At 67.0% G+C, this 19,689-nt stretch carries 18 protein-coding genes; 11 read left to right on the top strand and 7 right to left on the bottom strand.

Annotated features, from left to right (window positions below; genetic code table 11):
* On the bottom strand, nucleotides 1-443 hold a 443-nt coding region (locus tag DPV74_RS26895), incomplete at its 3' end, for an alpha/beta hydrolase fold domain-containing protein (RefSeq protein WP_162923145.1).
* A gap of 281 nt (nucleotides 444-724) precedes the next feature.
* Between DPV74_RS26895 and DPV74_RS26890 the strand changes: the two genes are divergently transcribed.
* Nucleotides 725-1,915: a LuxR family transcriptional regulator gene (locus tag DPV74_RS26890; protein ID WP_021162732.1), complete on the top strand. Its 1,191-nt coding sequence runs from the start codon at nucleotides 725-727 to the stop codon at nucleotides 1,913-1,915.
* A 145-nt stretch (nucleotides 1,916-2,060) separates the two neighbouring features.
* Here the strand turns inward: DPV74_RS26890 and DPV74_RS26885 are convergent, their stop codons facing one another.
* From DPV74_RS26885 to DPV74_RS26865, 5 genes are all read right to left on the bottom strand, one after another.
* Nucleotides 2,061-2,765: a cation diffusion facilitator family transporter gene (locus DPV74_RS26885; protein WP_119338292.1), complete on the bottom strand. Its 705-nt coding sequence runs from the start codon at nucleotides 2,763-2,765 to the stop codon at nucleotides 2,061-2,063.
* 178 nt (nucleotides 2,766-2,943) lie between these two features.
* Entirely contained in the window at nucleotides 2,944-3,432 is a 489-nt protein-coding gene (locus tag DPV74_RS26880) for a DinB family protein (protein WP_060170909.1), read from the bottom strand.
* Nucleotides 3,433-3,697: 265 nt separating this feature from the next.
* Entirely contained in the window at nucleotides 3,698-4,543 is an 846-nt protein-coding gene (locus tag DPV74_RS26875; protein ID WP_027791595.1) for a PhzF family phenazine biosynthesis protein, read from the bottom strand.
* Nucleotides 4,544-4,597: 54 nt separating this feature from the next.
* Nucleotides 4,598-5,227 carry a LysE family translocator gene (locus DPV74_RS26870; RefSeq protein ID WP_059694847.1) on the bottom strand — a complete coding sequence of 210 codons (630 nt, stop codon included), beginning with the start codon at nucleotides 5,225-5,227 and terminating at the stop codon, nucleotides 4,598-4,600.
* Between the two features lie 35 nt (nucleotides 5,228-5,262).
* The gene (locus tag DPV74_RS26865) at nucleotides 5,263-5,667 is read right to left on the bottom strand and encodes a VOC family protein (RefSeq protein WP_027791597.1); all 405 of its coding nucleotides are present in this window, start codon (nucleotides 5,665-5,667) and stop codon (nucleotides 5,263-5,265) included.
* A gap of 133 nt (nucleotides 5,668-5,800) precedes the next feature.
* Here DPV74_RS26865 and DPV74_RS26860 point away from each other — a divergent pair, with 133 nt between their 5' ends.
* The 10 genes from DPV74_RS26860 (at nucleotide 5,801) to DPV74_RS26815 (ending at nucleotide 18,858) form a co-directional block, all read left to right on the top strand.
* Nucleotides 5,801-7,147 carry a PLP-dependent aminotransferase family protein gene (locus tag DPV74_RS26860; RefSeq protein ID WP_060085274.1) on the top strand — a complete coding sequence of 449 codons (1,347 nt, stop codon included), beginning with the start codon at nucleotides 5,801-5,803 and terminating at the stop codon, nucleotides 7,145-7,147.
* 174 nt (nucleotides 7,148-7,321) lie between these two features.
* Nucleotides 7,322-8,341 (top strand): DNA-binding protein, encoded by a 1,020-nt coding sequence (locus DPV74_RS26855; RefSeq protein ID WP_119338290.1) that lies wholly within the window; start codon nucleotides 7,322-7,324, stop codon nucleotides 8,339-8,341.
* A 543-nt stretch (nucleotides 8,342-8,884) separates the two neighbouring features.
* Nucleotides 8,885-9,505 (top strand): TetR/AcrR family transcriptional regulator, encoded by a 621-nt coding sequence (locus DPV74_RS26850; RefSeq protein WP_021162725.1) that lies wholly within the window; start codon nucleotides 8,885-8,887, stop codon nucleotides 9,503-9,505.
* A gap of 234 nt (nucleotides 9,506-9,739) precedes the next feature.
* Nucleotides 9,740-10,798, top strand: a complete 1,059-nt coding sequence (locus DPV74_RS26845) for an NADP-dependent oxidoreductase (RefSeq protein WP_119338289.1) — start codon at nucleotides 9,740-9,742, stop codon at nucleotides 10,796-10,798.
* A 93-nt stretch (nucleotides 10,799-10,891) separates the two neighbouring features.
* Nucleotides 10,892-11,191, top strand: a complete 300-nt coding sequence (locus tag DPV74_RS26840; RefSeq protein ID WP_059694835.1) for a putative quinol monooxygenase — start codon at nucleotides 10,892-10,894, stop codon at nucleotides 11,189-11,191.
* Between the two features lie 148 nt (nucleotides 11,192-11,339).
* Nucleotides 11,340-11,795, top strand: a complete 456-nt coding sequence (locus tag DPV74_RS26835; protein ID WP_021162722.1) for a (2Fe-2S)-binding protein — start codon at nucleotides 11,340-11,342, stop codon at nucleotides 11,793-11,795.
* A gap of 1 nt (nucleotide 11,796) precedes the next feature.
* Nucleotides 11,797-14,031, top strand: a complete 2,235-nt coding sequence (locus DPV74_RS26830; protein WP_119338288.1) for a xanthine dehydrogenase family protein molybdopterin-binding subunit — start codon at nucleotides 11,797-11,799, stop codon at nucleotides 14,029-14,031.
* Between the two features lie 15 nt (nucleotides 14,032-14,046).
* On the top strand, nucleotides 14,047-15,354 hold the full coding sequence (locus DPV74_RS26825) for a cytochrome c (protein WP_119338287.1): 1,308 nt from the start codon (nucleotides 14,047-14,049) through the stop codon (nucleotides 15,352-15,354).
* Nucleotides 15,355-15,506: 152 nt separating this feature from the next.
* The gene (locus DPV74_RS26820) at nucleotides 15,507-16,952 is read left to right on the top strand and encodes an NAD-dependent succinate-semialdehyde dehydrogenase (RefSeq protein ID WP_059552233.1); all 1,446 of its coding nucleotides are present in this window, start codon (nucleotides 15,507-15,509) and stop codon (nucleotides 16,950-16,952) included.
* 427 nt (nucleotides 16,953-17,379) lie between these two features.
* Complete coding sequence (locus DPV74_RS26815) at nucleotides 17,380-18,858, top strand: diguanylate cyclase (protein ID WP_119338286.1); 1,479 nt, start codon at nucleotides 17,380-17,382, stop codon at nucleotides 18,856-18,858.
* A 54-nt stretch (nucleotides 18,859-18,912) separates the two neighbouring features.
* On the opposite strand, the gene tagH is transcribed toward DPV74_RS26815, so the two are convergent.
* A partial coding sequence (gene tagH / locus DPV74_RS26810; protein WP_119338285.1) for a type VI secretion system-associated FHA domain protein TagH occupies nucleotides 18,913-19,689 on the bottom strand: 777 nt, incomplete at its 5' end.

Here is a 19,689-nt window from a genome sequence, read left to right as displayed (position 1 = left end):
GCGCCGGTGCGTGCGCCGAGATCGCGCGCGCTGGCGGCGGCCCAGCGCACGGCGTCGCATGCATCGTGCGCGGCGGCCGGGAAACGCGCCTCGGGCGCGAGCCGGTAGTCGACCGACAGCACGAGCGTGCGCGCACGGGCCGCGAGGCTGCGGCACAGGTTCGCGTGCGAATCGATGCCGCACGCGACAAAGCCGCCGCCGTGGAAGAACACCGTCAGCGGTAACGGTCCGTCGGCAGCGGGCCGATACAGCCGTGCGGACAACTGACGGCCCGATGCGGGAATCTGCCAGTCCTCTTCGGCGGCGACGGCATCGCCCGGGGCGAACGCGCCGCCGGCGGCGAGACTCGCGCGATACGCGGGAACGGTGAGCTGCGCGAAATCGATCGCGGGTGCCTGGGCGAACGCGGCGAGCAGCGCTTGCGCCTGTGGGTCGAGCGGCATGGGGACTCCTGTCTGAATCGGATGCGGTTTGAATCAGGTAAACCCGTGTCGCGGTTTTCCCTGAGTCCGTGCCGGACGCTTGCCGGCACGGCCTGACGGGCATTCCAGCGCAGCGGGCAGGGCGCCACATCATCCGATCGGACGATGGTCGGTTCGCCCGGATGGCCAATTCTCACCATTCAGTAAATCTCCCGATGACGCCGGAATTTAGACGCGTCTTAATCATGGCGGCGCGGTTGGGTCGCGTCGGAAACATGTCGTATGGAGGATGGAGCGTGCTGATGGAGACGAGATGGGCTCCGCAAGAGAGCCAGGCAACCAGTGACGAGGCCGACATCGGCGTCGCCGATTTCAGCGAGCTGATGGCGCGCATCTACCAGGGCCCGCTGGAAACACCGCCGTGGGCGGGTGCGCTCGAGCTGGTTCGCCGGTTGCTGCAGGCCAACTACGTGACGCTGATCCTGCGCGCGGCCGCGAGCGACCGCCGCGCGCCGCTGTCCGTGCACGCATCGGAATACGGCCCGGTCGTGCCGGGTGACGGCGAAGCGTCGTACAACAACTACTACTATTCGCTCGATCCGTTCGTCGGCCTGCCGGCCGATCGCGTGGTCACGGTCGATGACGTGTTCGGCGACACGGGCTGGCTGTCGAGCGAACTGTACAAGCAGTTCCTGAAGCCGCAGGACGTGCGCTACATCCTCGGCGCGGATCTCCGCACGCCGTCGGGCGTCGAGTGCCGGTTCCGCGTATGCCGCAACCATGCTTCGAAACAGTTCTCCGCGCGCGACAAGGCGATCTGCGCGTTGCTGCTGCCGCACCTGAAGCGTGCGGTCGAGCTGCATTCGCGGCTCGACACGGCCGAAGTCGAGCGCTCGATCTACGCGAACGCGATCAACCGGATGCAGATCGGCACGATCACGCTCGACGAGAACGGCACGATCATCGACATGAACAGCGTCGCCGACGAGATCCTGAAGCAGAACAACGGTCTGACGATTGCGCGCGGCACGATCGAGGCGACCGACGCGCAGGAGAACCGCACGCTCAAGCGGCTGATCCGCCACGCGGTGATGGGGCACCACGGCACGGCCGCGGCGACCGTCGAGGCGATGCCGATCACGCGCAGCTTCGACAAGCCGCGCCTCGGGCTGCTGGTGCGCACGGTGCTGCTGTCCGACTGGTCGGAGGACAACAAGCGGCGGCCGGCCGTCACGCTGTTCCTGCGCGACCCCGACCGCAAGCCGCAGGGTGCGCAGGAAATCATCCGCAAGCTGTTCGACCTGACGCCGGCCGAGACGTCGCTCGCGCTGCTGCTGACGAACGGGCTGACGCTCGAGGAGGCCGCGGAGGAATCGGGGATCAGCAAGAACACGGCGCGCACGCACCTGCGCGCGATCTTCTCGAAGACGGGCGTCACGCGCCAGGCGACGCTCGTGCGGATTCTGCTCGGGAGCGTCGTGCCGCTCGGGTAAGCGGCAGCCGACGCCGATTCATCGGAACCGGCCGCATTCGTCCGGCGACACATCGGCAACGATCGACGTGGCACGTGTCACGTGCCACGCCGTGGCGACGACATCACGCGAAAGAGGCGCGCACCCGCGCGAGCCGCTCCTTCATTCAGCGCAGCCGCTCGCGGAGACCGGATGCCCGACGCCGGCGCTGCCGGGCGCGTTCACGACCCGCCCACGACGCCAGCGCCGGCCACTGCGCGCAACCGCGCCGGATGAAACCGGCGCCCGTGCGGATCACGAGCGCGCCGATCGCGAGCGCGGCCAGGTCGTCGAGACGGCCGAAGCCGATCCGTGCCGCGCCCATCGCGAGCGCCGCCAGCAGCGATGCCAGCGCATCGGTCCGGACATGCCAGCCGCTCGCCTCGAGCAGCGCGGAGCCCGTCTCGCGCGCCTTGCGCAGCATCCAGTGCGACAGCGCGGCCTTGCCGGCGAGCGTGACAGCGACGAGCGCGAGCGTCGTCATGCCCGGCTGTACGACGGGCGGCGCAGCGAACCGGTTCGTCGCGTGCCAGATCATCTGCGCGCCGGTCGCCACGAGCAATGCGCCGAGGCCCGCGAGCGCAAGCGGCTCGCAGGTCGGGCGCCGTTCCGGCGGCAGGCGCGCGTCGAGCCGGCATGCAACGAGGATCAGCGCATCGGCTGCGAGATCGATCGCCGCGTGCGCGACGTCCGCGAGCAACCCCGACGAATGCGCGGACCATGCCGCGACCGTCTCGACGACGAGCAGCAGCAGGTTGATCGCAAGGCTGGCGGCGAGGACGCGGGACGTGGCCGCATAAACATGGGGCGTGGCGCGCGACGTGCGCTGCATGGCGGATTCGTCTGTCGAAAGCGTGGGTCAGACCCGAACGCTACCGGGCGACGGTGGCAGATCAATGACAGGCGACGGTCGCGACGCGACCAGTCAGCGATGCGCATCCGGCGGTCTCCGCGGCCCACACAGATGCGAGACAAGTTGCCGGCGTGCGCCGGGTCGGCCGAACAGGCGGTCACCGGGCATCGCGATAGTGATCCCTGATGAATACGGGAAGATCGTTTGACGGTGGCGCGAAAGGCACCTGATACATCATGTCGCCGACAAATCCGCGGTGATAGGTGGCGTGATTGACGACATGCAGCACGATTTGCTCGCGGGTCATGACGCCTTCTCCTCCGCCAACAAACTCGAAATGAACGGCTTTCGCGAGATCCGCGTCCGACCAGGTGTCGACAAGATTGATGTACCAGCGGTCCATTTCCTGAACCGCTTTCCAAAGATCGGAAACGGCAGGCGTGTGGTCGGTGTTGCGCGAGGTGTAGGTGTGCTTCTTTCCTTGCAGATGATGTCTGAAAATGTCGTCGACCACGTAGACATGATTCAAGGTATGCACCATGTTTCCGAACCGCGTCGGTCTCTGCCGAAGGGCTTCGCCAGCCGGCAGGTCCATCACGCTCTTGAACGTCAGTCCATTCGCCCAGGACTTGTAGCGCACCAGCATTCTTAAGGTGTCTGCCGCCGAGGCGGGCAGTGTGATGCGATCGGTGGTTACGGATGGAGCAATCGGGTTCTGCGGGGGGGGCAGACATGCTGAACTCCTTGCGTGTTTTCGAGCGTCAGAACAGTGCTCAGGTTGATCCGGTGCTGTCGCGTCACGCCGGCAAGCAGTCTTGCGAGCAAGCTGTTCAGCGTATGGGGCGACCCGGACAGGCGTTATGTGCGCCAGTTCGCCCGAACATCAGGTTGCAGCTTTCTCGTTTGCCTTTTCAAAGGCCGTGAAGCCGGCCTTCGACGTGCGTGCGAGTCTTGCCGCCGACCCAGATTTGGCCAGCCTCGTCGCGGGTCAAATGAATGCGGCCATGGCGGCCGAGGCGTGTCCCCTGGGCGGCGACATAGTCGTCCTCAACCACACCTGTCGCGAACAGCCACTGCGCCATTGAAGCATTGAGGCTTCCAGTAACTGGATCTTCGACGATAGCGCCCAGATGGTCGCTGAAAAAGGCGCGAACCTCGAAGGCCGCGTTGCCGCCTGTTGCATGAGGGCCAATAACGCCGACATCGATCCGGCCGGGCCAACTGCGGAGCGGATTGAGGGCAAGCACCGTCTCCGCCGACACCAGCCTGATGCCCAGCCATCCGGGGCCGTTATCGATCCAGGCGGCATCGAGGACATCGCCCGATTCGATCCCCAGCAGTCGCCGAGCCTGATCCAATTCATCCTGTGTTGGCGCACCGGAGCGGATCAGCGGCGGGGCGGCGAAGGAAAGCCGCTCGTGATTGCGTCGGATCGGAACCAGCCCGGCGCCGCATTCCTGGACGATTTCCGCTTCGCTCTTCGGCACGCGGCCCGTCGAGAGCCACGCATGACAACTGCCGAGCGTCGGGTGCCCGGCAAAAGGCATCTCCCTGTCCAGCGTGAAGATCCTGACCCGGTAGTCAGCCTCAGGATGCGTGGGTGGCAAGAGAAAAGCGGTCTCGGACAGGTTGAACCACCGCGTCAACCGCTGCATGTCATCCGTTGCCAGGGCATCGGCACCGATAACGACCGCCAGCGGATTGCCCGAAAACGGCCCGGCGCCGAAGACATCGATCATATGGATCGCAAAAGTCATGACATCGCTCTTTCAATTCAGATCGGTTCGTGAGGGCGCCGACAAGCCGGGATATCAACGTTGCCAGGCAAGCAGCCGGACTCCCGCAACGGCGAACACCGCGGATAGCGTGCCTTCAATCCAGCGCCGGAGGCGGGTATACAGGGCGATCATCCTAGCGGTCGAGAAGAGGACCGCATAACCACCAAACACGATGACGGCGAGGAACGCGCAACCACCGATGATCGCCGGCAAGGTACCGCCGGGGGCGTGCTCCGGAAGCCCAAGTGACATGATTGCCATCCAGGCCAGAACCGCCTTCGGGTTTCCGATATGCATGAGAACGCCCTGGCGGTAGAGCCGCCGATAGCGAGGTGTCGAGCGTCCCGGTTCCATCTTCGCGAAGTCGGAGCCCGGTTTCAGCGCCGACCTGCCCGTGCGGAACGCCAGGTAGAGCAGGTAGACACCACCCACCATCTTGATGACGAAAAGCGCCTCGGCATAGGCCGCCAGCACGGCGGAAACGCCGGTCGCCGCCAGGATCGCCCAGAAGAGTGAGCCCGTGATGACGCCTGCCGCTAGAACGAGGGCAGGCAGGCGGCCGTCACGCATCGCTGTTCCCATGATCGCCATGTTGCTCGGCCCGGGGCTGGCGGTGGCGATGAGATAGGTGCCGTAGGCGAGTGCGATCTGACTGGCGATCATTCGAGTTTCTCCAGAGATGCGGGGCGTCTCCAGCGTTATGGCTGGAGGTCTCCGCGATGAACGATATGGATCTTGTTCCCGTCGGGGTCGCGCAGATACGCGCCGAAGTAGCCGTCACCGTAGCGGGGGCGTAACCCGGGTGCACCGTCGTCCGTCCCGCCGTGCTCAAGACCCTTCGCGTAGGCCGTGTTCACGGCTTCTTGCGACGGGGCCAGAAAGGCGACCATGCTGCCGTTGCCGATGGTCGCCGGCTCGCCATCGTAAGGAATGTAGACATAGAAGCGCGGCAGCGGCGTTTGACCGGTTACCCAGCAAAGCGCCGGAGGCCCGCCATCGGACGTGACGACGCGACGCTTCAGTCCGAGCGGAGCGAGTACCGCGTCATAGAAACGGCCTGCCCGCCCAAGATCACGCGCCCCAACTGTTACATGGCTGAACATTCGACTCTCCACGCGCCCGTCATGGCGATCAGGCGCCTCCAGAAATGCATGACTTCATCCAATCACATCGCGCATGTTACGCTTGTTGTTTATATAAATAGTGTCACGTGACACTAATATCTAGGCGGCGAACATGCTCCTGCAATCTCCCTGGTCACCACGGCTTGCCGACATCGAGGCGAATACCGCCGAGCGGTTGGTCCTCGCCCTGGCCGACGACATCGTCGAGGGGCGGCTGACGGGAGGCGACCGCCTGCCCGCTCATCGCGATCTCGCGTTGAAACTGGGGATTGGCCTTGGCACGGTGACGAAAGCCTATGCCGCGCTTGAACGGCGCGGCCTGACGCGCAGCATCAAGGGCCGGGGAACCTTCGTGGCGATTCGCCAGGCGCATCAGGATCGCCAGATCGACCTTTCGTCCAATGTGCCGCCAGCCATGCTCAACGCTCGCTTGCTGGCGCGAACATTGACGGGGATCGCACGCAAGATCGATGCGGACCACCTCAATCTCTATGCCCCGCCCGCTGGGCATATGGAGCACCGACGTGTGCTGGCTCGCTGGCTCGAAACGCTGGGCCTGATGGTGGAACCGTCTCATCTGGTGCTAACGAGCGGCGCCCGCCAGGCGCTATCGTTGGCGTTCGATCTTGCCTGCGGCTCGCAAGGGCTGCTTCTGACCGAGCGGATTACCTATCCTGGCGCGATCGCGCTGGCTCGGCGCAACGGATATCGGATGCAAGGCGTCGAGACCGACGCGCAAGGGATGGTGCCGGGGGCACTGGCGGACGCACTCGACGGCACCGCATCGACCGGCGGCAAGGCGGTCTATCTCACGCCGACGCTGCACAACCCGACCACTGCGACGATGGGCACGGAACGAAGGCAGGCCATCGTGGATATATGCCGCCGGGTGGGCGCGTGGATCATCGAGGACGGCGTCTATGCGTCGGCAGAGCAGGCTTCGCCACCGCTTGCGGCATTGGCGCCCGAGATCGCCTTTCATGTGAACGGACTGTCCAAATCGCTTGGCCCCGGTTTGCAGATCGGCGTGCTCGCGCTGCCGGCCGGACTCAACGACGCAGCGGAGGACGCGCTGCGGGACCTGCCAATGGCGCCGTCGCCGCTCTCTTGCGCAGTGGTTGAGGAATGGCTGGCCACCGACGTCATCTCCTCGATCCAGCGGGATCTGCACCATGAGGCGCGGCGTCGATCCAATCTGGCCATCTCTCTGCTCGGCGCGAGCGAACTGGTCTCGCATCCCGGCGCCTACAACGCCTGGCTGCCGATGGAGCGCGATGCTGCCAATCGTGTCGCATCCGTCGCTGCAGCGATGCATATCAAGTTGACCCCTCCGGAATCCATGATGGTGAACCCGGAAGATCGGGCGAGCGGAATCCGACTTTGCCTCGGCGGCCCGTCGTTCGACGATCTGACGGAAGCACTGACCCTTCTGGCAGGGCTGCTGAAGCAGCGCGCTTGACGCCACCGGGCGAGCACCGTACTGGCCGACGGCCGCGCGCCGCATACCGGCGGGGACATACCGATATTCCACGATCTCGACATTATAGAAATAATGTCAAATAAATAAATCGACATAATTGTATTTTTAACGGTTTACGTTATATTATTGACGAAATTGCCACCGAAACCCGCCATGTCCGATCTCGCCGCCGACGAATCCCGCCTGACCGCCGAAATCGAGCGCCTCAAGGCCGACTTCCCGAAAACCCGCGAGCTGTATCGCGAAGCCTGCGCGCTGCTGTTCTTCCGCTTCGGCATCACACCCACCGCGAACCGCCTGTACCAGCTCGTTCGCAAGGGCAGCATGAGCACGCCTACGGCCGTGCTCGGCGAGTTCTGGGCCGAGTTGCGGGAAAAGAGCCGCGTCCGTATCGAGCATCCCGACCTGCCGGCCGATCTGCAGGCGGCCGCCGGCGAACTCGTCGCGGCGCTATGGAATCGGTCGAGCGCCGACGCGGCCGCCGCGCTCGACGCATTGCGAGCGGAAGTCGAAGCCGAGCGGACGGCGGCGAAGGCGGAAGTCGCGGCGCTGCAGGCTGAGCTGGCCCGCACCGAAACCGCGCTGGAACAACGCACGGCCGCGCTGCTGGCCGCGCAGGTGCGCATTCAGGAGCTGGAGCAGGCGAGGGCAGCCGACGAAGCATCGCGGCAAGCGCTGCAAGCGGACATCGAGCGCCTGACGGCCGACAACGCGGAAGGCGACCGTGCACTCGCGCAGGCCCGCGCGGATTTCACCACCCAGCTCGACCGGTTACGCGACGACGCCGGCCGGGCCGAGGAACGCTTGCGTGCGTCGGAGAAGCGGGCGCTCCAGGAGATCGATCGAGAGCGGCTCGCCGCCGCGCGACTGCAAAAGGAGCTTGATGCCGTGACATCGCGCACGGAGCAGCGCGATGCGCAGCAGCGAAAAGACGTGGCCGCGCTGCAGGCGCAACTGGGCGACGCGCTGCATCGATGCGGCGTGCTTCAGGGGCAGCTCGACTCCGCGCAGGCGACCGATGCGGCGCGCGGCAAGGAACTCGATGCGCTGCGGCGCGAGATGACGGGGCTCGCGCGCCGCGCGCCGCTGCGCGGTGCCAAGGCGGCACCGGCCGCGCAACGGGACGAGCGACGGGCACGCACGCGAAAGCGTGCTGACGAAGCGCCGCGCTGACGGCGCGGCTGCGAGCGTGCATCAGCCAAGGCGATGCACACCAACCGCCGGCAAGCAGGCAAACGAGACGACTACACCCCCGATCGCCCACCCACCCAACGTTACCGGTCAACTTGCCATATACCGCGACGGCAGCGTCGGCTCCGGTGGACAAAATCAGTCCATGGGAACAACAAAATCGTGATCTGACGACTGGATTATTCCGGTAGAGAAATGAGCTTGAACATCATGGATCCGGGTATTCGGAATATGCTCTGTCGCTACCGTGATCGAGATATCGGTTTGCAACAGCTTCGCGCGTGGTTGGACAGCCAGGGAGCGCGTGTCGAGGCCCAAATTCCACGAGTTATGCGGAAGCTCGATGAAACGCCCGCGACGAAACCGGGTCGTGCGCGTGACGCCGCGTGCGCGGCAACGCGGAGCGGGGGAAAGGAAGGCCGGCACAACGTTTGGGGGCCCGGCGGGGATCGGGTAAAGTGCCGCTCAACATGCCGGATCGACGCCGCTAGACGACCGGTCTAATCGTTGCTAACATACGCCACCATGAATGCATCTTCGGGCGCCGAAGTCCGCCAGCACATCCTGAATATCGCCAAGCCGATCATGCTCCACAAGGGGTTTTCGGCGGTCGGCCTGAACGAGATTCTCGCTGCGGCGGGCATCCCGAAGGGCTCGTTCTACCATTACTTCGGCTCGAAAGAGGCATTCGGCGAAGCGCTGCTCGAAGCGTATTTCGACAGCTATCACGCGCATCTCGACAACCTGCTCAAGCATCAGGCCGGCACCGGCGCCGAGCGCCTGATGACGTACTGGCGCAACTGGCTGCACACGCAATGCGCGGACGATCCGCAAGGCAAGTGCCTCGCGGTGAAGCTCGGCGCGGAAGTGTCGGACCTGTCGGAAGCGATGCGCGCGGTGCTGCGGCAGGGCACGAGCCAGATCATCGAGCGGCTCGCAGGCGGCATCGAGGCCGGACTGGCCGACGGCTCGCTGAGCGGGATCGCCGATCCGTCGCACACGGCCGCGATCCTCTACGAGATGTGGCTGGGCGCGACGCTGCTGGAAAAGATTCACCGCGACCGCAAGCCGCTCGAGAGGGCGATGGTCGAAACGCGGCGCATGCTGAACCTGCCGCCGGCCGAGCATGGCGGCGCACAGTCGTAACCCGGGCGCGCATCGGCGCGCCTTGTTTTTGTCCTGACTCTAGACGACTGGTCTACTCAAGCAAGTATGACGAACGTGCCACGCCGCGTTACGCTGTTCCCCATTGTTTCAAGCGCCCGCACGCAGCCGCGACGGCCCGACCGCCGACGTTGCAGCATGCGGGCGTCTCCGCTGCTCCACCCTTGATCCGCTCGTGCCCACGAAGCACGTCCATTCCTGTTGACGGAGGCTCACATGCCGCAAAGCAAGACCGCAAACCGCCAGATCGTCCTGAATTCGCGCCCGGTCGGCGCACCGACGCCGGGCAACTTCCGCACCGAATCCGGTGCCGTGCCGACGCCCGGTGCCGGCCAGGTGCTGCTGCGCACGGTCTGGTTGTCGCTCGACCCGTACATGCGCGGCCGGATGAGCGATGCGCCGTCCTATGCGCCGCCGGCTCAACTCGGCCAGCCGATGGTCGGCGGCACCGTCAGCCAGGTCGTCTCGTCGAACCTGCCCGCGTTCCGCGAAGGCGACCTCGTGGTCGCGGGCGCCGGGTGGCAGGACTATGCGCTGTCCGACGGCCGCGACCTGATTCCGCTCGGCCGCGACGTCGCGCATCCGTCGTATGCACTCGGCGTGCTCGGCATGCCGGGCTTCACCGCCTACACGGGGCTGCTGAAAATCGGCGAGCCGAAGGCCGGCGAAACCGTGGTCGTCGCGGCGGCGAGCGGCGCGGTCGGCGCGGTGGTCGGCCAGATCGCCAAACTGAAGGGCTGCCGCGTGATCGGTGTCGCGGGCGGCGCCGACAAGTGCGCCTACGTGACCGATACGCTCGGTTTCGACGCGTGCGTCGATCACCGCGACCCGGCATTCGCCGCGAAGCTGAAGGACGCATGCCCGAACGGCATCGACGTCTATTTCGAGAACGTCGGCGGGGCCGTGTTCGACGCGGTGTGGCCGCTGCTCAACAATCACGCGCGCGTGCCGGTATGCGGAATCATCGCGCACTACAACGACGCGGCATACGACGACACCGCGGTGTCGACCGGCCGCGATCGCGTGCCGGCACTGATGGGCACGATCCTGCGCAAGCGCATCCGGATGCAGGGTTTCATCATCCTCGACCACTACGCGACCGGTTATGCACCGTTCCTGAAGGAGATGAGCGAATGGGTCGCGCAGGGCAAGGTGAAGACGCTCGAGGACGTCGTCCCCGACCTGGCCGACGCGCCGGAAGCGCTGATCGGCTTGCTGGCCGGCAAGAACTTCGGCAAGGTCGTCGTGCGCGTGGGCCCGGACGAGCTGGCCTGATACTACGGCACGGCAAACCATGACGATTGCACGCTGGCGTCGCGCGACGCCGGCTTGTGGCATGCTCGATTTCGATTCAAAAGGAGTGACAAGATGGCGCTTCACGTGATTGCGTCCCTGTACCTGAAACCCGAACACGCGGAGGCCGCCGAAGCCGAGCTGCGCAGCATGGTCGCGAAGACGCGCGCCGAGCCGGGCAACCGGCGCTACGACCTGTTCCGCGAACAGGACGGTTCGCCCAACCTGCACCTGTACGAGATCTACGACGACCAGGCTGCGTTCGACGCACACCTCGCGAGCCCGTATTTCGGCGAATTCCGCGTGAAATCGGCCGACTGGTTCGCGGCGCCGGCGGTCATCAAGGTGCTGTCCGGCATCGACGTGGCCGAGTAACGAAGCAGCACCTACGCCGCGGCCCGCTCCGCCCCGGGCCGCGCGGCAGCCGTCTCGCCCGGCAACGGCGAAGACAGCGACGAAATCGAAAACCCCGCGCGGCGCGCGATGCGCGTCGTTTCCCCAATACACCGGCCCCGGAGGCTGAATGGTCACCCTCAACATCAACGGCGAAACCCGCACGGTCGACGCCCCCGACGACATGCCCTTGCTCTGGGTGCTGCGCGACGTCGTCGGCCTCACCGGCACGAAATTCGGCTGCGGGATCGCGCAATGCGGCGCGTGCACCGTGCATCTCGACGGCGTCGCCGCGCGCTCGTGCGTGCTGCCGGTCGCGGCCGTCGCGGGCCGCAAGATCACGACGATCGAAGCCGTCGGCGCGACGCCGGCCGGCCACAAGGTCCAGCAGGCGTGGCGCGAGCTCGACGTCGTCCAGTGCGGCTATTGCCAGTCGGGGCAGGTGATGGCCGCCACCGCGCTGATCGCATCGAACCCGAACCCGAGCGATGCCGACATCGACGCGGCAATGGCCGGCAACATCTGCCGCTGCGGCACGTACAACCGGATTCGCGCGGCCGTGAAGCAAGCCGCGAAGGAGGCATGACATGTCGCGAGGACTGATAGAAGCAGGCAAGGCCGCTGGACAAGCCGCCGGCGCGGGCGTGTCGCGCCGCTCGTTCCTCAAGCTCGGCATGTCGCTGGGCGCGGCGGCGGGCGGTGGCCTGCTGCTCGGTTTCAGCCTGCCGGCGGCAGGCGACGATGCGCGCCGTTCGGTGATCGGTGGCGACGGCGATGAAACCGCGCGCGCAGGCGTGTTCGCACCGAACGCGTTCGTGCAGATCGACCGCGCCGGCAAGGTCACGCTGGTGATGCCGAAAGTCGAGATGGGGCAGGGCGTCTACACGGCGCTGCCGATGCTGATCGCCGAGGAACTCGAAGTGCCGCTGTCGAGCGTGACGCTCGACCATGCGCCGCCGAACGAGAAGCTCTTTCTCGATCCGCTGCTCGGCGGCCAGCTCACCGGCGGCTCCACGTCGGTACGCTACGCATGGGAGCCGCTGCGCCGCGCGGGCGCGACCGCGCGCACGCTGCTGGTCGCGGCCGCCGCGAAGCAATGGAACGTCGATCCGGCATCCTGCCGTGCGGTGAACGGCGAAGTGCAGCATCCGCCGAGCGGCCGACGCGTGTCGTACGGCCAGCTCGCCGACGCCGCCGCGAAGCTGCCGGTGCCGAAGGACGTCGTGCTGAAGAAGCCGGCGGATTTCAAGCTGATCGGCACGCCCGCGAAGCGGCTCGATTCGCCGGAGAAGGTCGACGGCACCGCGCAGTTCGGGCTCGACGTGCGGCTGCCCGGCATGCTGTACGCGGTGATCGTGAACAGCCCGGTGTTCGGCGGCACGGTCGCGAGCATCGACGATACGGCCGCGAAGAAGATTCCGGGCGTGCGCCAGGTCGTGCGCGCGGACAACGCGGTCGCGGTCGTCGGCGATCACACCTGGGCCGCGAAGCGCGGCGCATCGGCGCTGGTCGTGAAGTGGAACGAAGGCGCTGGCGCGAAGGTATCGACAAAGGACATCGTTGCCGATCTCGCGCAGGCCGCGGCGAACGGCAAGGGTGCCGTCGCACGCAAGGACGGCGACGTCGGCAAGGGTTTCGCGGATGCGAAGACGCGCGTCGACGCCGTGTACGAGCAGCCGCTCCTCGCGCACGCGACGATGGAGCCCGTGAACTGCACGGTGCACGTGCGCGCCGACGGCTGCGAGATCTGGGTCGGCACCCAGGTGCCGACGCGGGCAGTCGACACCGTGCAGAAGCTCACGAGCTTTCCGCCGGAGAAGATCGTCGTGCACAACCACCTGCTCGGCGGCGGCTTCGGCCGGCGCCTCGAGACGGACATGATCGGCCAGGCGGTGAAGATCGCGAAGCAGGTCAACGCGCCGGTGAAGGTGATCTGGACGCGCGAGGAAGACATCCAGCACGACATGTACCGCCCGTACTACTACGACCGGATCTCGGCCGGCCTCGACGCGAACGGCAAGCCGATCGCGTGGCAGCACCGGATCGTCGGCTCGTCGATCCTCGCGCGCTTCGCGCCGCCCGCGTTCCAGCACGGCGTCGATCCCGACGCGGTCGAGGTGGCCATCGACCTGCCGTACGACCTGCCGAACCAGCTGATCGACTACGTGCGCCAGGAGCCGCGCCACGTACCGACCGCGTTCTGGCGCGGCGTCGGGCCGACGCGCAGCACGTTCGTCGTCGAGAGCTTCATCGACGAACTGGCCGCGCAGACCAAGACCGACCCCGTGCAATACCGCCGCGCGCTGCTCGGCAAGACGCCGCGCGCGCTCAACGTGCTCGACGTCGCGACGAAGGCGGCCGGCTGGGGCCCGTCGCTGCCGACGGGGCAAGGGCGCGGCGTATCCGTGATGCACGCGTTCGGCAGCTTCTTCTCGATCGTCATCGACGTCGCGGTGGACAACGGCGAGGTGCAGGTCAAGCGCGTCGTGTGCGCGGTCGATTGCGGCATGTCCGTCAACCCGAACACGATCGAGGCACAAGTGCAGGGCGGCATCATCTTCGGGATCACCGGCGCGCTGTACGGCGAGATCACGATCGAGGACGGCCGTGTCGTGCAGAGCAATTTCACCGATTACCGGATGCTGCGGATCAACGAGACACCGCCGATCGAGGTGCATCTGGTGAAAAGCGGCGAAGCGCCGGGCGGGATCGGCGAACCGGGCACGGCCGCGACGGCCGCGGCATTGTCGAACGCGATCTTCGCGGCGACCGGCAAGCGGCTGCGCAAGCTGCCGGTCGGCGACCAGCTGAAGACGGCTTGAGGGGAGGCGACGATCATGCGAAACCTCACCCTGAATACGTTCCGTGCATCGCTGCTCGCGCTGTCCGCCATGCTGGCCGGCCCGGCCGCTCAGGCCGCTCAGGCCGCGCAGACGGCACCGGCCGACAGCGCGCTCGTCGCGCGCGGCGCGTACCTCGCGAAAGCGGGCGACTGCGTTGCGTGCCACACCGCGCCGCGCGGCACGCCGTTCGCCGGCGGCCTGAAGATGGTCACGCCGATGGGCGCGATCTACACGACCAACATCACGCCCGATCCGGAAACGGGTATCGGCGGCTACACGGAAGCCGAGTTCGCCGGCGCGCTGCGCAAGGGCGTCGCGAAGGACGGTCACAACCTGTATCCGGCGATGCCGTATCCGTCGTACGCGAAGCTGAAGGACGAGGACGTGAAGGCGCTGTACGCGTACTTCATGCACGGCGTCGAACCGGTGAAGCAGGCGAACCGGCCGTCCGACATCCCGTGGCCGCTCAACATGCGCTGGCCGCTCGCGTTGTGGAACATGGTGTTCCTCGACACGACGCCTTACGCCGACAAGCCGGCCAAGGACGCGATGTGGAACCGCGGCGCGTATCTCGTGCAGGGGCTCGGGCACTGCGGGTCGTGCCACACGCCGCGCGGCGTCGGCTTCCAGGAGAAGGCGCTCGACGAAGGCGGCGCGGCGTTCCTGTCGGGGGCGCCGATCGACAACTGGTTCGCCTCGAACCTGACCGGCGAGCCCAACACGGGGCTCGGCCGCTGGAACGAGGCCGAGGTCGCGCAGTTCCTGAAGACCGGCGCGAACCGCCATGCGACCGCGTTCGGTTCGATGGTCAGCGTGATCAACCACAGCACGCAGGCCCTCACGGACGACGATCTCGCGGCAATCTCCCGTTACCTGAAATCGCTGCCGGCGGCAGGCGGCACGGGCGCGCCGCCGTACCGCTACGATCCGAAGGCGACGCAGGTCGCGCTGGGCCGGCCGGCAGCCGATCCGGGCGCGAAGGTGTATAACGCTTACTGCCTGCATTGCCACGGCGCGGACGGGCGCGGCTACGCGCCGCTGCTCGCGCCGCTCGCCGGCAACCCGAACGTCCTCGAAGGCGATGCCGCGTCGCTGATCAACGTGACGCTGAACGGCAGCGAGACGCTCGTGATCGATGGCGTGCCGTCCGCTTATCCGATGCCGGCGTTCGCGAACCAGTTGAACGACCGGCAGATCGCCGACGTGCTGACCTTCATGCGCGCCGGATGGAACAACGGCGCGCCGGCCGTGCAGGCGGCGGACGTCGCGAAACTCCGCAAGGCGACGGCGGCCGCGCGCTGAGCGCGGCGCCATGCGGAACGATGGCGGGCCGGCGTGCCTGCCGTCGACGCCGCCGGGTGCGTGCCAGCCCCGGCGGCCTGGCTTTTTCTGTCAACCGGCGCGCGGCCGTTCGCGGCAGCGCGCGTTTATCGACGCAATGTAGGGGTGTCTGGATGGCTAACGTGACTTATACGGATACGCAACTGCTGATCGACGGCGAATGGGTCGACGCCGCGAGCGGCAAGACGATCGACGTCGTGAACCCGGCGACCGGCAAGCCGATCGGCAAGGTGGCCCACGCGGGCATCGCCGATCTCGACCGTGCGCTCGCCGCCGCGCAACGCGGCTTCGAGGCGTGGCGCAAGGTGCCCGCGCACGAGCGCGCGGCGACGATGCGCAAGGCGGCCGCGCTGGTGCGCGAACGTGCCGACGCGATCGCGCAGCTGATGACGCAGGAACAGGGCAAGCCGCTCACCGAGGCGCGCGTCGAAGTGCTGTCGGCGGCGGACATCATCGAATGGTTCGCGGACGAAGGCCGCCGCGTGTACGGCCGGATCGTGCCGCCGCGCAACCTCGGCGCGCAGCAGACCGTCGTGAAGGAGCCGGTCGGCCCGGTCGCCGCGTTCACGCCGTGGAATTTCCCGGTCAACCAGGTCGTGCGCAAGCTGAGCGCCGCGCTGGCAACCGGCTGCTCGTTCCTCGTGAAGGCGCCGGAAGAAACCCCGGCGTCGCCGGCCGCGCTGCTGCGCGCGTTCGTCGACGCGGGCGTGCCGTCCGGCGTGATCGGCCTCGTGTACGGCGATCCGGCGGAAATCTCGTCGTACCTGATCCCGCACCCGGTGATCCGCAAGGTCACGTTCACGGGTTCGACGCCGGTCGGCAAGCAGCTCGCCTCGATGGCCGGCCTGCACATGAAGCGCGCGACGATGGAGCTGGGCGGTCACGCGCCGGTGATCGTCGCCGAGGACGCCGACGTCGCGCTCGCGGTGAAGGCCGCCGGCGGCGCGAAGTTCCGCAACGCGGGGCAGGTCTGCATTTCGCCGACGCGCTTTCTCGTGCACAACAGCATCCGCGACGAATTCACGCGCGCGCTGGTCAAGCATGCCGAAGGGCTGAAGGTCGGCAACGGCCTCGAGGAAGGCACGACGCTCGGTGCGCTCGCGAACCCGCGCCGGCTCACCGCGATGGCATCCGTCGTCGACAACGCGCGCAAGGTCGGCGCGCGCATCGAAACCGGCGGCGAACGGATCGGCTCGGAAGGCAACTTCTTCGCGCCGACCGTGATCGCGGACGTGCCGCTCGAAGCGGACGTGTTCAACAACGAGCCGTTCGGCCCGGTCGCGGCGATCCGCGGTTTCGACAAGCTCGAAGACGCGATCGCGGAAGCGAACCGTCTGCCGTTCGGGCTCGCCGGCTACGCGTTCACGCGTTCGTTCGCGAACGTGCACCTGCTCACGCAGCGCCTCGAAGTCGGGATGCTGTGGATCAACCAGCCCGCGACGCCGTGGCCGGAAATGCCGTTCGGCGGCGTGAAGGACTCGGGCTACGGCTCGGAAGGCGGGCCGGAAGCGCTCGAACCGTACCTCGTCACGAAGTCGGTGACGGTGATGGCCGTCTGACGACCGTCTGACCGCCGACCGATCGCGTGCGCAGCGCCGCCGGCGCGGCGCGCGCGATCGGCGCGCGCCGGGCGGCACTCGCGTTGCGCACTGCGCAACGGCACGCCCGGTCTCCCGCCGGCCGTGCATTCGCATGGCAACCTCACGGCCATTTCAATACGCGTACCACTGCGGACGGATTGTTTCGATTCCGTCATCGGCAGCACACACGCCACACCACGCGACGCCCCTCGGTGAATGAGCGCCGGCACCCGGTGCCGGCCCGAGCGGAACACGATCCGCGCGACACCGCTCAGGTCATGTCGTACGCAACCCGGCAAGTCAGGACTGCACCTCGTACCCGGAAGTCGTACTTTTTGGTATAGGTTATTCAGAACAAACCATAACGACCGGTGCGTCAGCGCCGGGCCAATCTGAGAGGACACGGATGCATCCGCGGTCGGCAGCGCCGTACTACGTTGTGCTGGCGGGGACCTTGATAGCGTGCGCGCTGATGGGCCTCTGCGTGTTGCAGTTGTTCCAGAGCCGTCACGATGCGCTCGATCGCGCGCGAGAGACGTCGCGAAATCTGGCGCTCGTCGCCGAGCGCGACATCGAACGCAACATCGAGCTGTACGGCCTGTCGCTCGAGGCGGTGATCCAGGGCCTCCGGCGGCCGGACGTCATGGCCGCCCCGCCGGCGCTGCGGCGCGGCATCCTGTTCGATCACGCGATGACGGCGAATTTTCTCGGCTCGATGCTCGTGCTGGATTCCGCCGGCAACATCATCCTGGATTCGGCAAACGACGTGCCGCGCCACGGCAATTTCGGCGACCGCAAGTACTTTACGGTGCACCGCGACAATCCGGACGCCGGGCTTTACATCAGCGATCCCTTTGCGTCCCGCCTGCGCGGCGGCGCGCTCAGCGTCGCGCTGACGCGCCGCGTGTCGAACCCGGACGGCTCGTTCGCCGGCATTGCAATGATCGCGGTCAATCTCGAGTATTTCCACACACTGTTCGCCGGCCTCGCGCTCGGCTCGCACGGCGCGATTTCGCTGATCGGCACGAACGGCATCATGTTCATGCGCCAGCCGTTCGACGTGCGCACCATCGGTCGCGACATCAGCAAGGCGCCGACGTTTCGCCACTTCATGACGGCACCGGAAGGCTCGTTCATCGAAACCTCGACGATCGACAACGTGCGCCGCCTGTACTACTTCAAGACGCTGCCGCACCTGCCGCTGATCATCATGGTCGCCGAGGCGGAGCAGGACATCTACGCCGCGTGGCGGCACCGGGCCATCACGATCGGCGCGCTGGTCGCCACCTTCGGCGCGGCGTTCATCGTGCTGTCCTTCATGCTGGGCTCGCAGCTGCGGCGCAGGATGCGCGCCGAATCCGAACTGGTCATGCTCGCGCGCACCGACGGCCTCACCGGGCTCAACAATCGCCGCTCGTTCGGGGAGGTGCTGGATCTCGAATGGCGCCGCGCGCGCCGTGCCCGATCGGTGTTTTCGCTGCTGTTCGTCGACGTCGACCGCTTCAAGGCCTACAACGACACGTATGGCCACCAGGCCGGCGACGACGCGCTGGCGGCGGTCGCACGGTGCATCGGCGACAACATCCGGCGCCCGGCGGACACCGCGGCCCGCTATGGCGGCGAGGAATTCGTCGTGATCCTGCCCGATACGCCGGCGACGGGTGCGACGGAGATCGCCGAAAGGATTCGCGCAGCCATCGACGGACTGGCGATCGAACATGCGGAAAGCGAATTCGGGCGCGTCACCGCGAGCATCGGCGTGGCAAGCTGGGCGCCCGGGCAGGAAGGGGAGGTCGAGTCGGTGATCAAGGCAGCCGACGAGGCGTTGTACGTCGCGAAGGAAACGGGGCGAAACAAGGTCGCGTCGTGTGGTGCGGCCACCTGACGCCTCCGCCGGCACCCATCGCCCGCGACCGATGGCGGGTGCGCGGTACGTCGCTCAATGCCTGCCGCTGCCGCGATAGCTTTCCACTTCCGCGTCGTACGCCGCCAGAAACGCCTTGCCGAACACCGACGCGAAATCGTCCTCGATCGCGAACACCGTGTCGCGATGGGTCGCCGCGTAGCGATCCCACATCCTCGCCTTGTACAGCACGGGCACGCGCTTCTCGTACCAGCGCATCGCGTCGTCGCGCTCGCGCAGGCGCTGCGGTGAAAAGCGCGTCAGCAGGTCCATCAACGCCGCGCGCATGCCCGCGACCATGCCGATCTGGTGCGCGTGCAGATCCTGGAACGCGTCGCTGACCGCGCTCTGCGGCGACATGAAACCCGGCAGCGGCAGCCCGAACATCTGCCGCAGCACGGCGCCGCCGTCGGGCAGCAGCTTCAGCGGATTGTTCTCGCGATCGAGCAGCATCGTCATGTGCGCCTTCACCTCGCGCTTCAGGATGCTGCGCGACGACAGCAGCTCGACCGTGCCGTTCGCGAACAGCGCCAGCAACTGGCCCGCGATGTACAGCTGCTCGGCCGACCACTGATGCGATTCGGCCGCGGTGTCGAGCCCCGCGCCTTCGAAGAACGCGCTCAGCAGTTCGTCGGGGGTCGGCGCGCGCGCCGCATGCGGCGCCGGTTCGTCGGCCGGCCGCGTATCGGTGTGCGCGGCGGCCGGTTGCACGCGCACGTGCTGCGTCCACTCGGGCGCGTGATCCGCCTGCGTCGCGGACGACGCATCGCGATCCGCGTTGCCGCGATCGGCGTGCGCCGCCGTGCCCGCTGC

The sequence above is a fragment of the Burkholderia sp. HAN2018 genome (assembly GCF_024704855.1).
Lineage (GTDB): Bacteria > Pseudomonadota > Gammaproteobacteria > Burkholderiales > Burkholderiaceae > Burkholderia > Burkholderia cepacia.
Note: the sequence above shows the minus strand (reverse complement) of the source record. Positions and strands in the feature narration are given on the sequence as shown.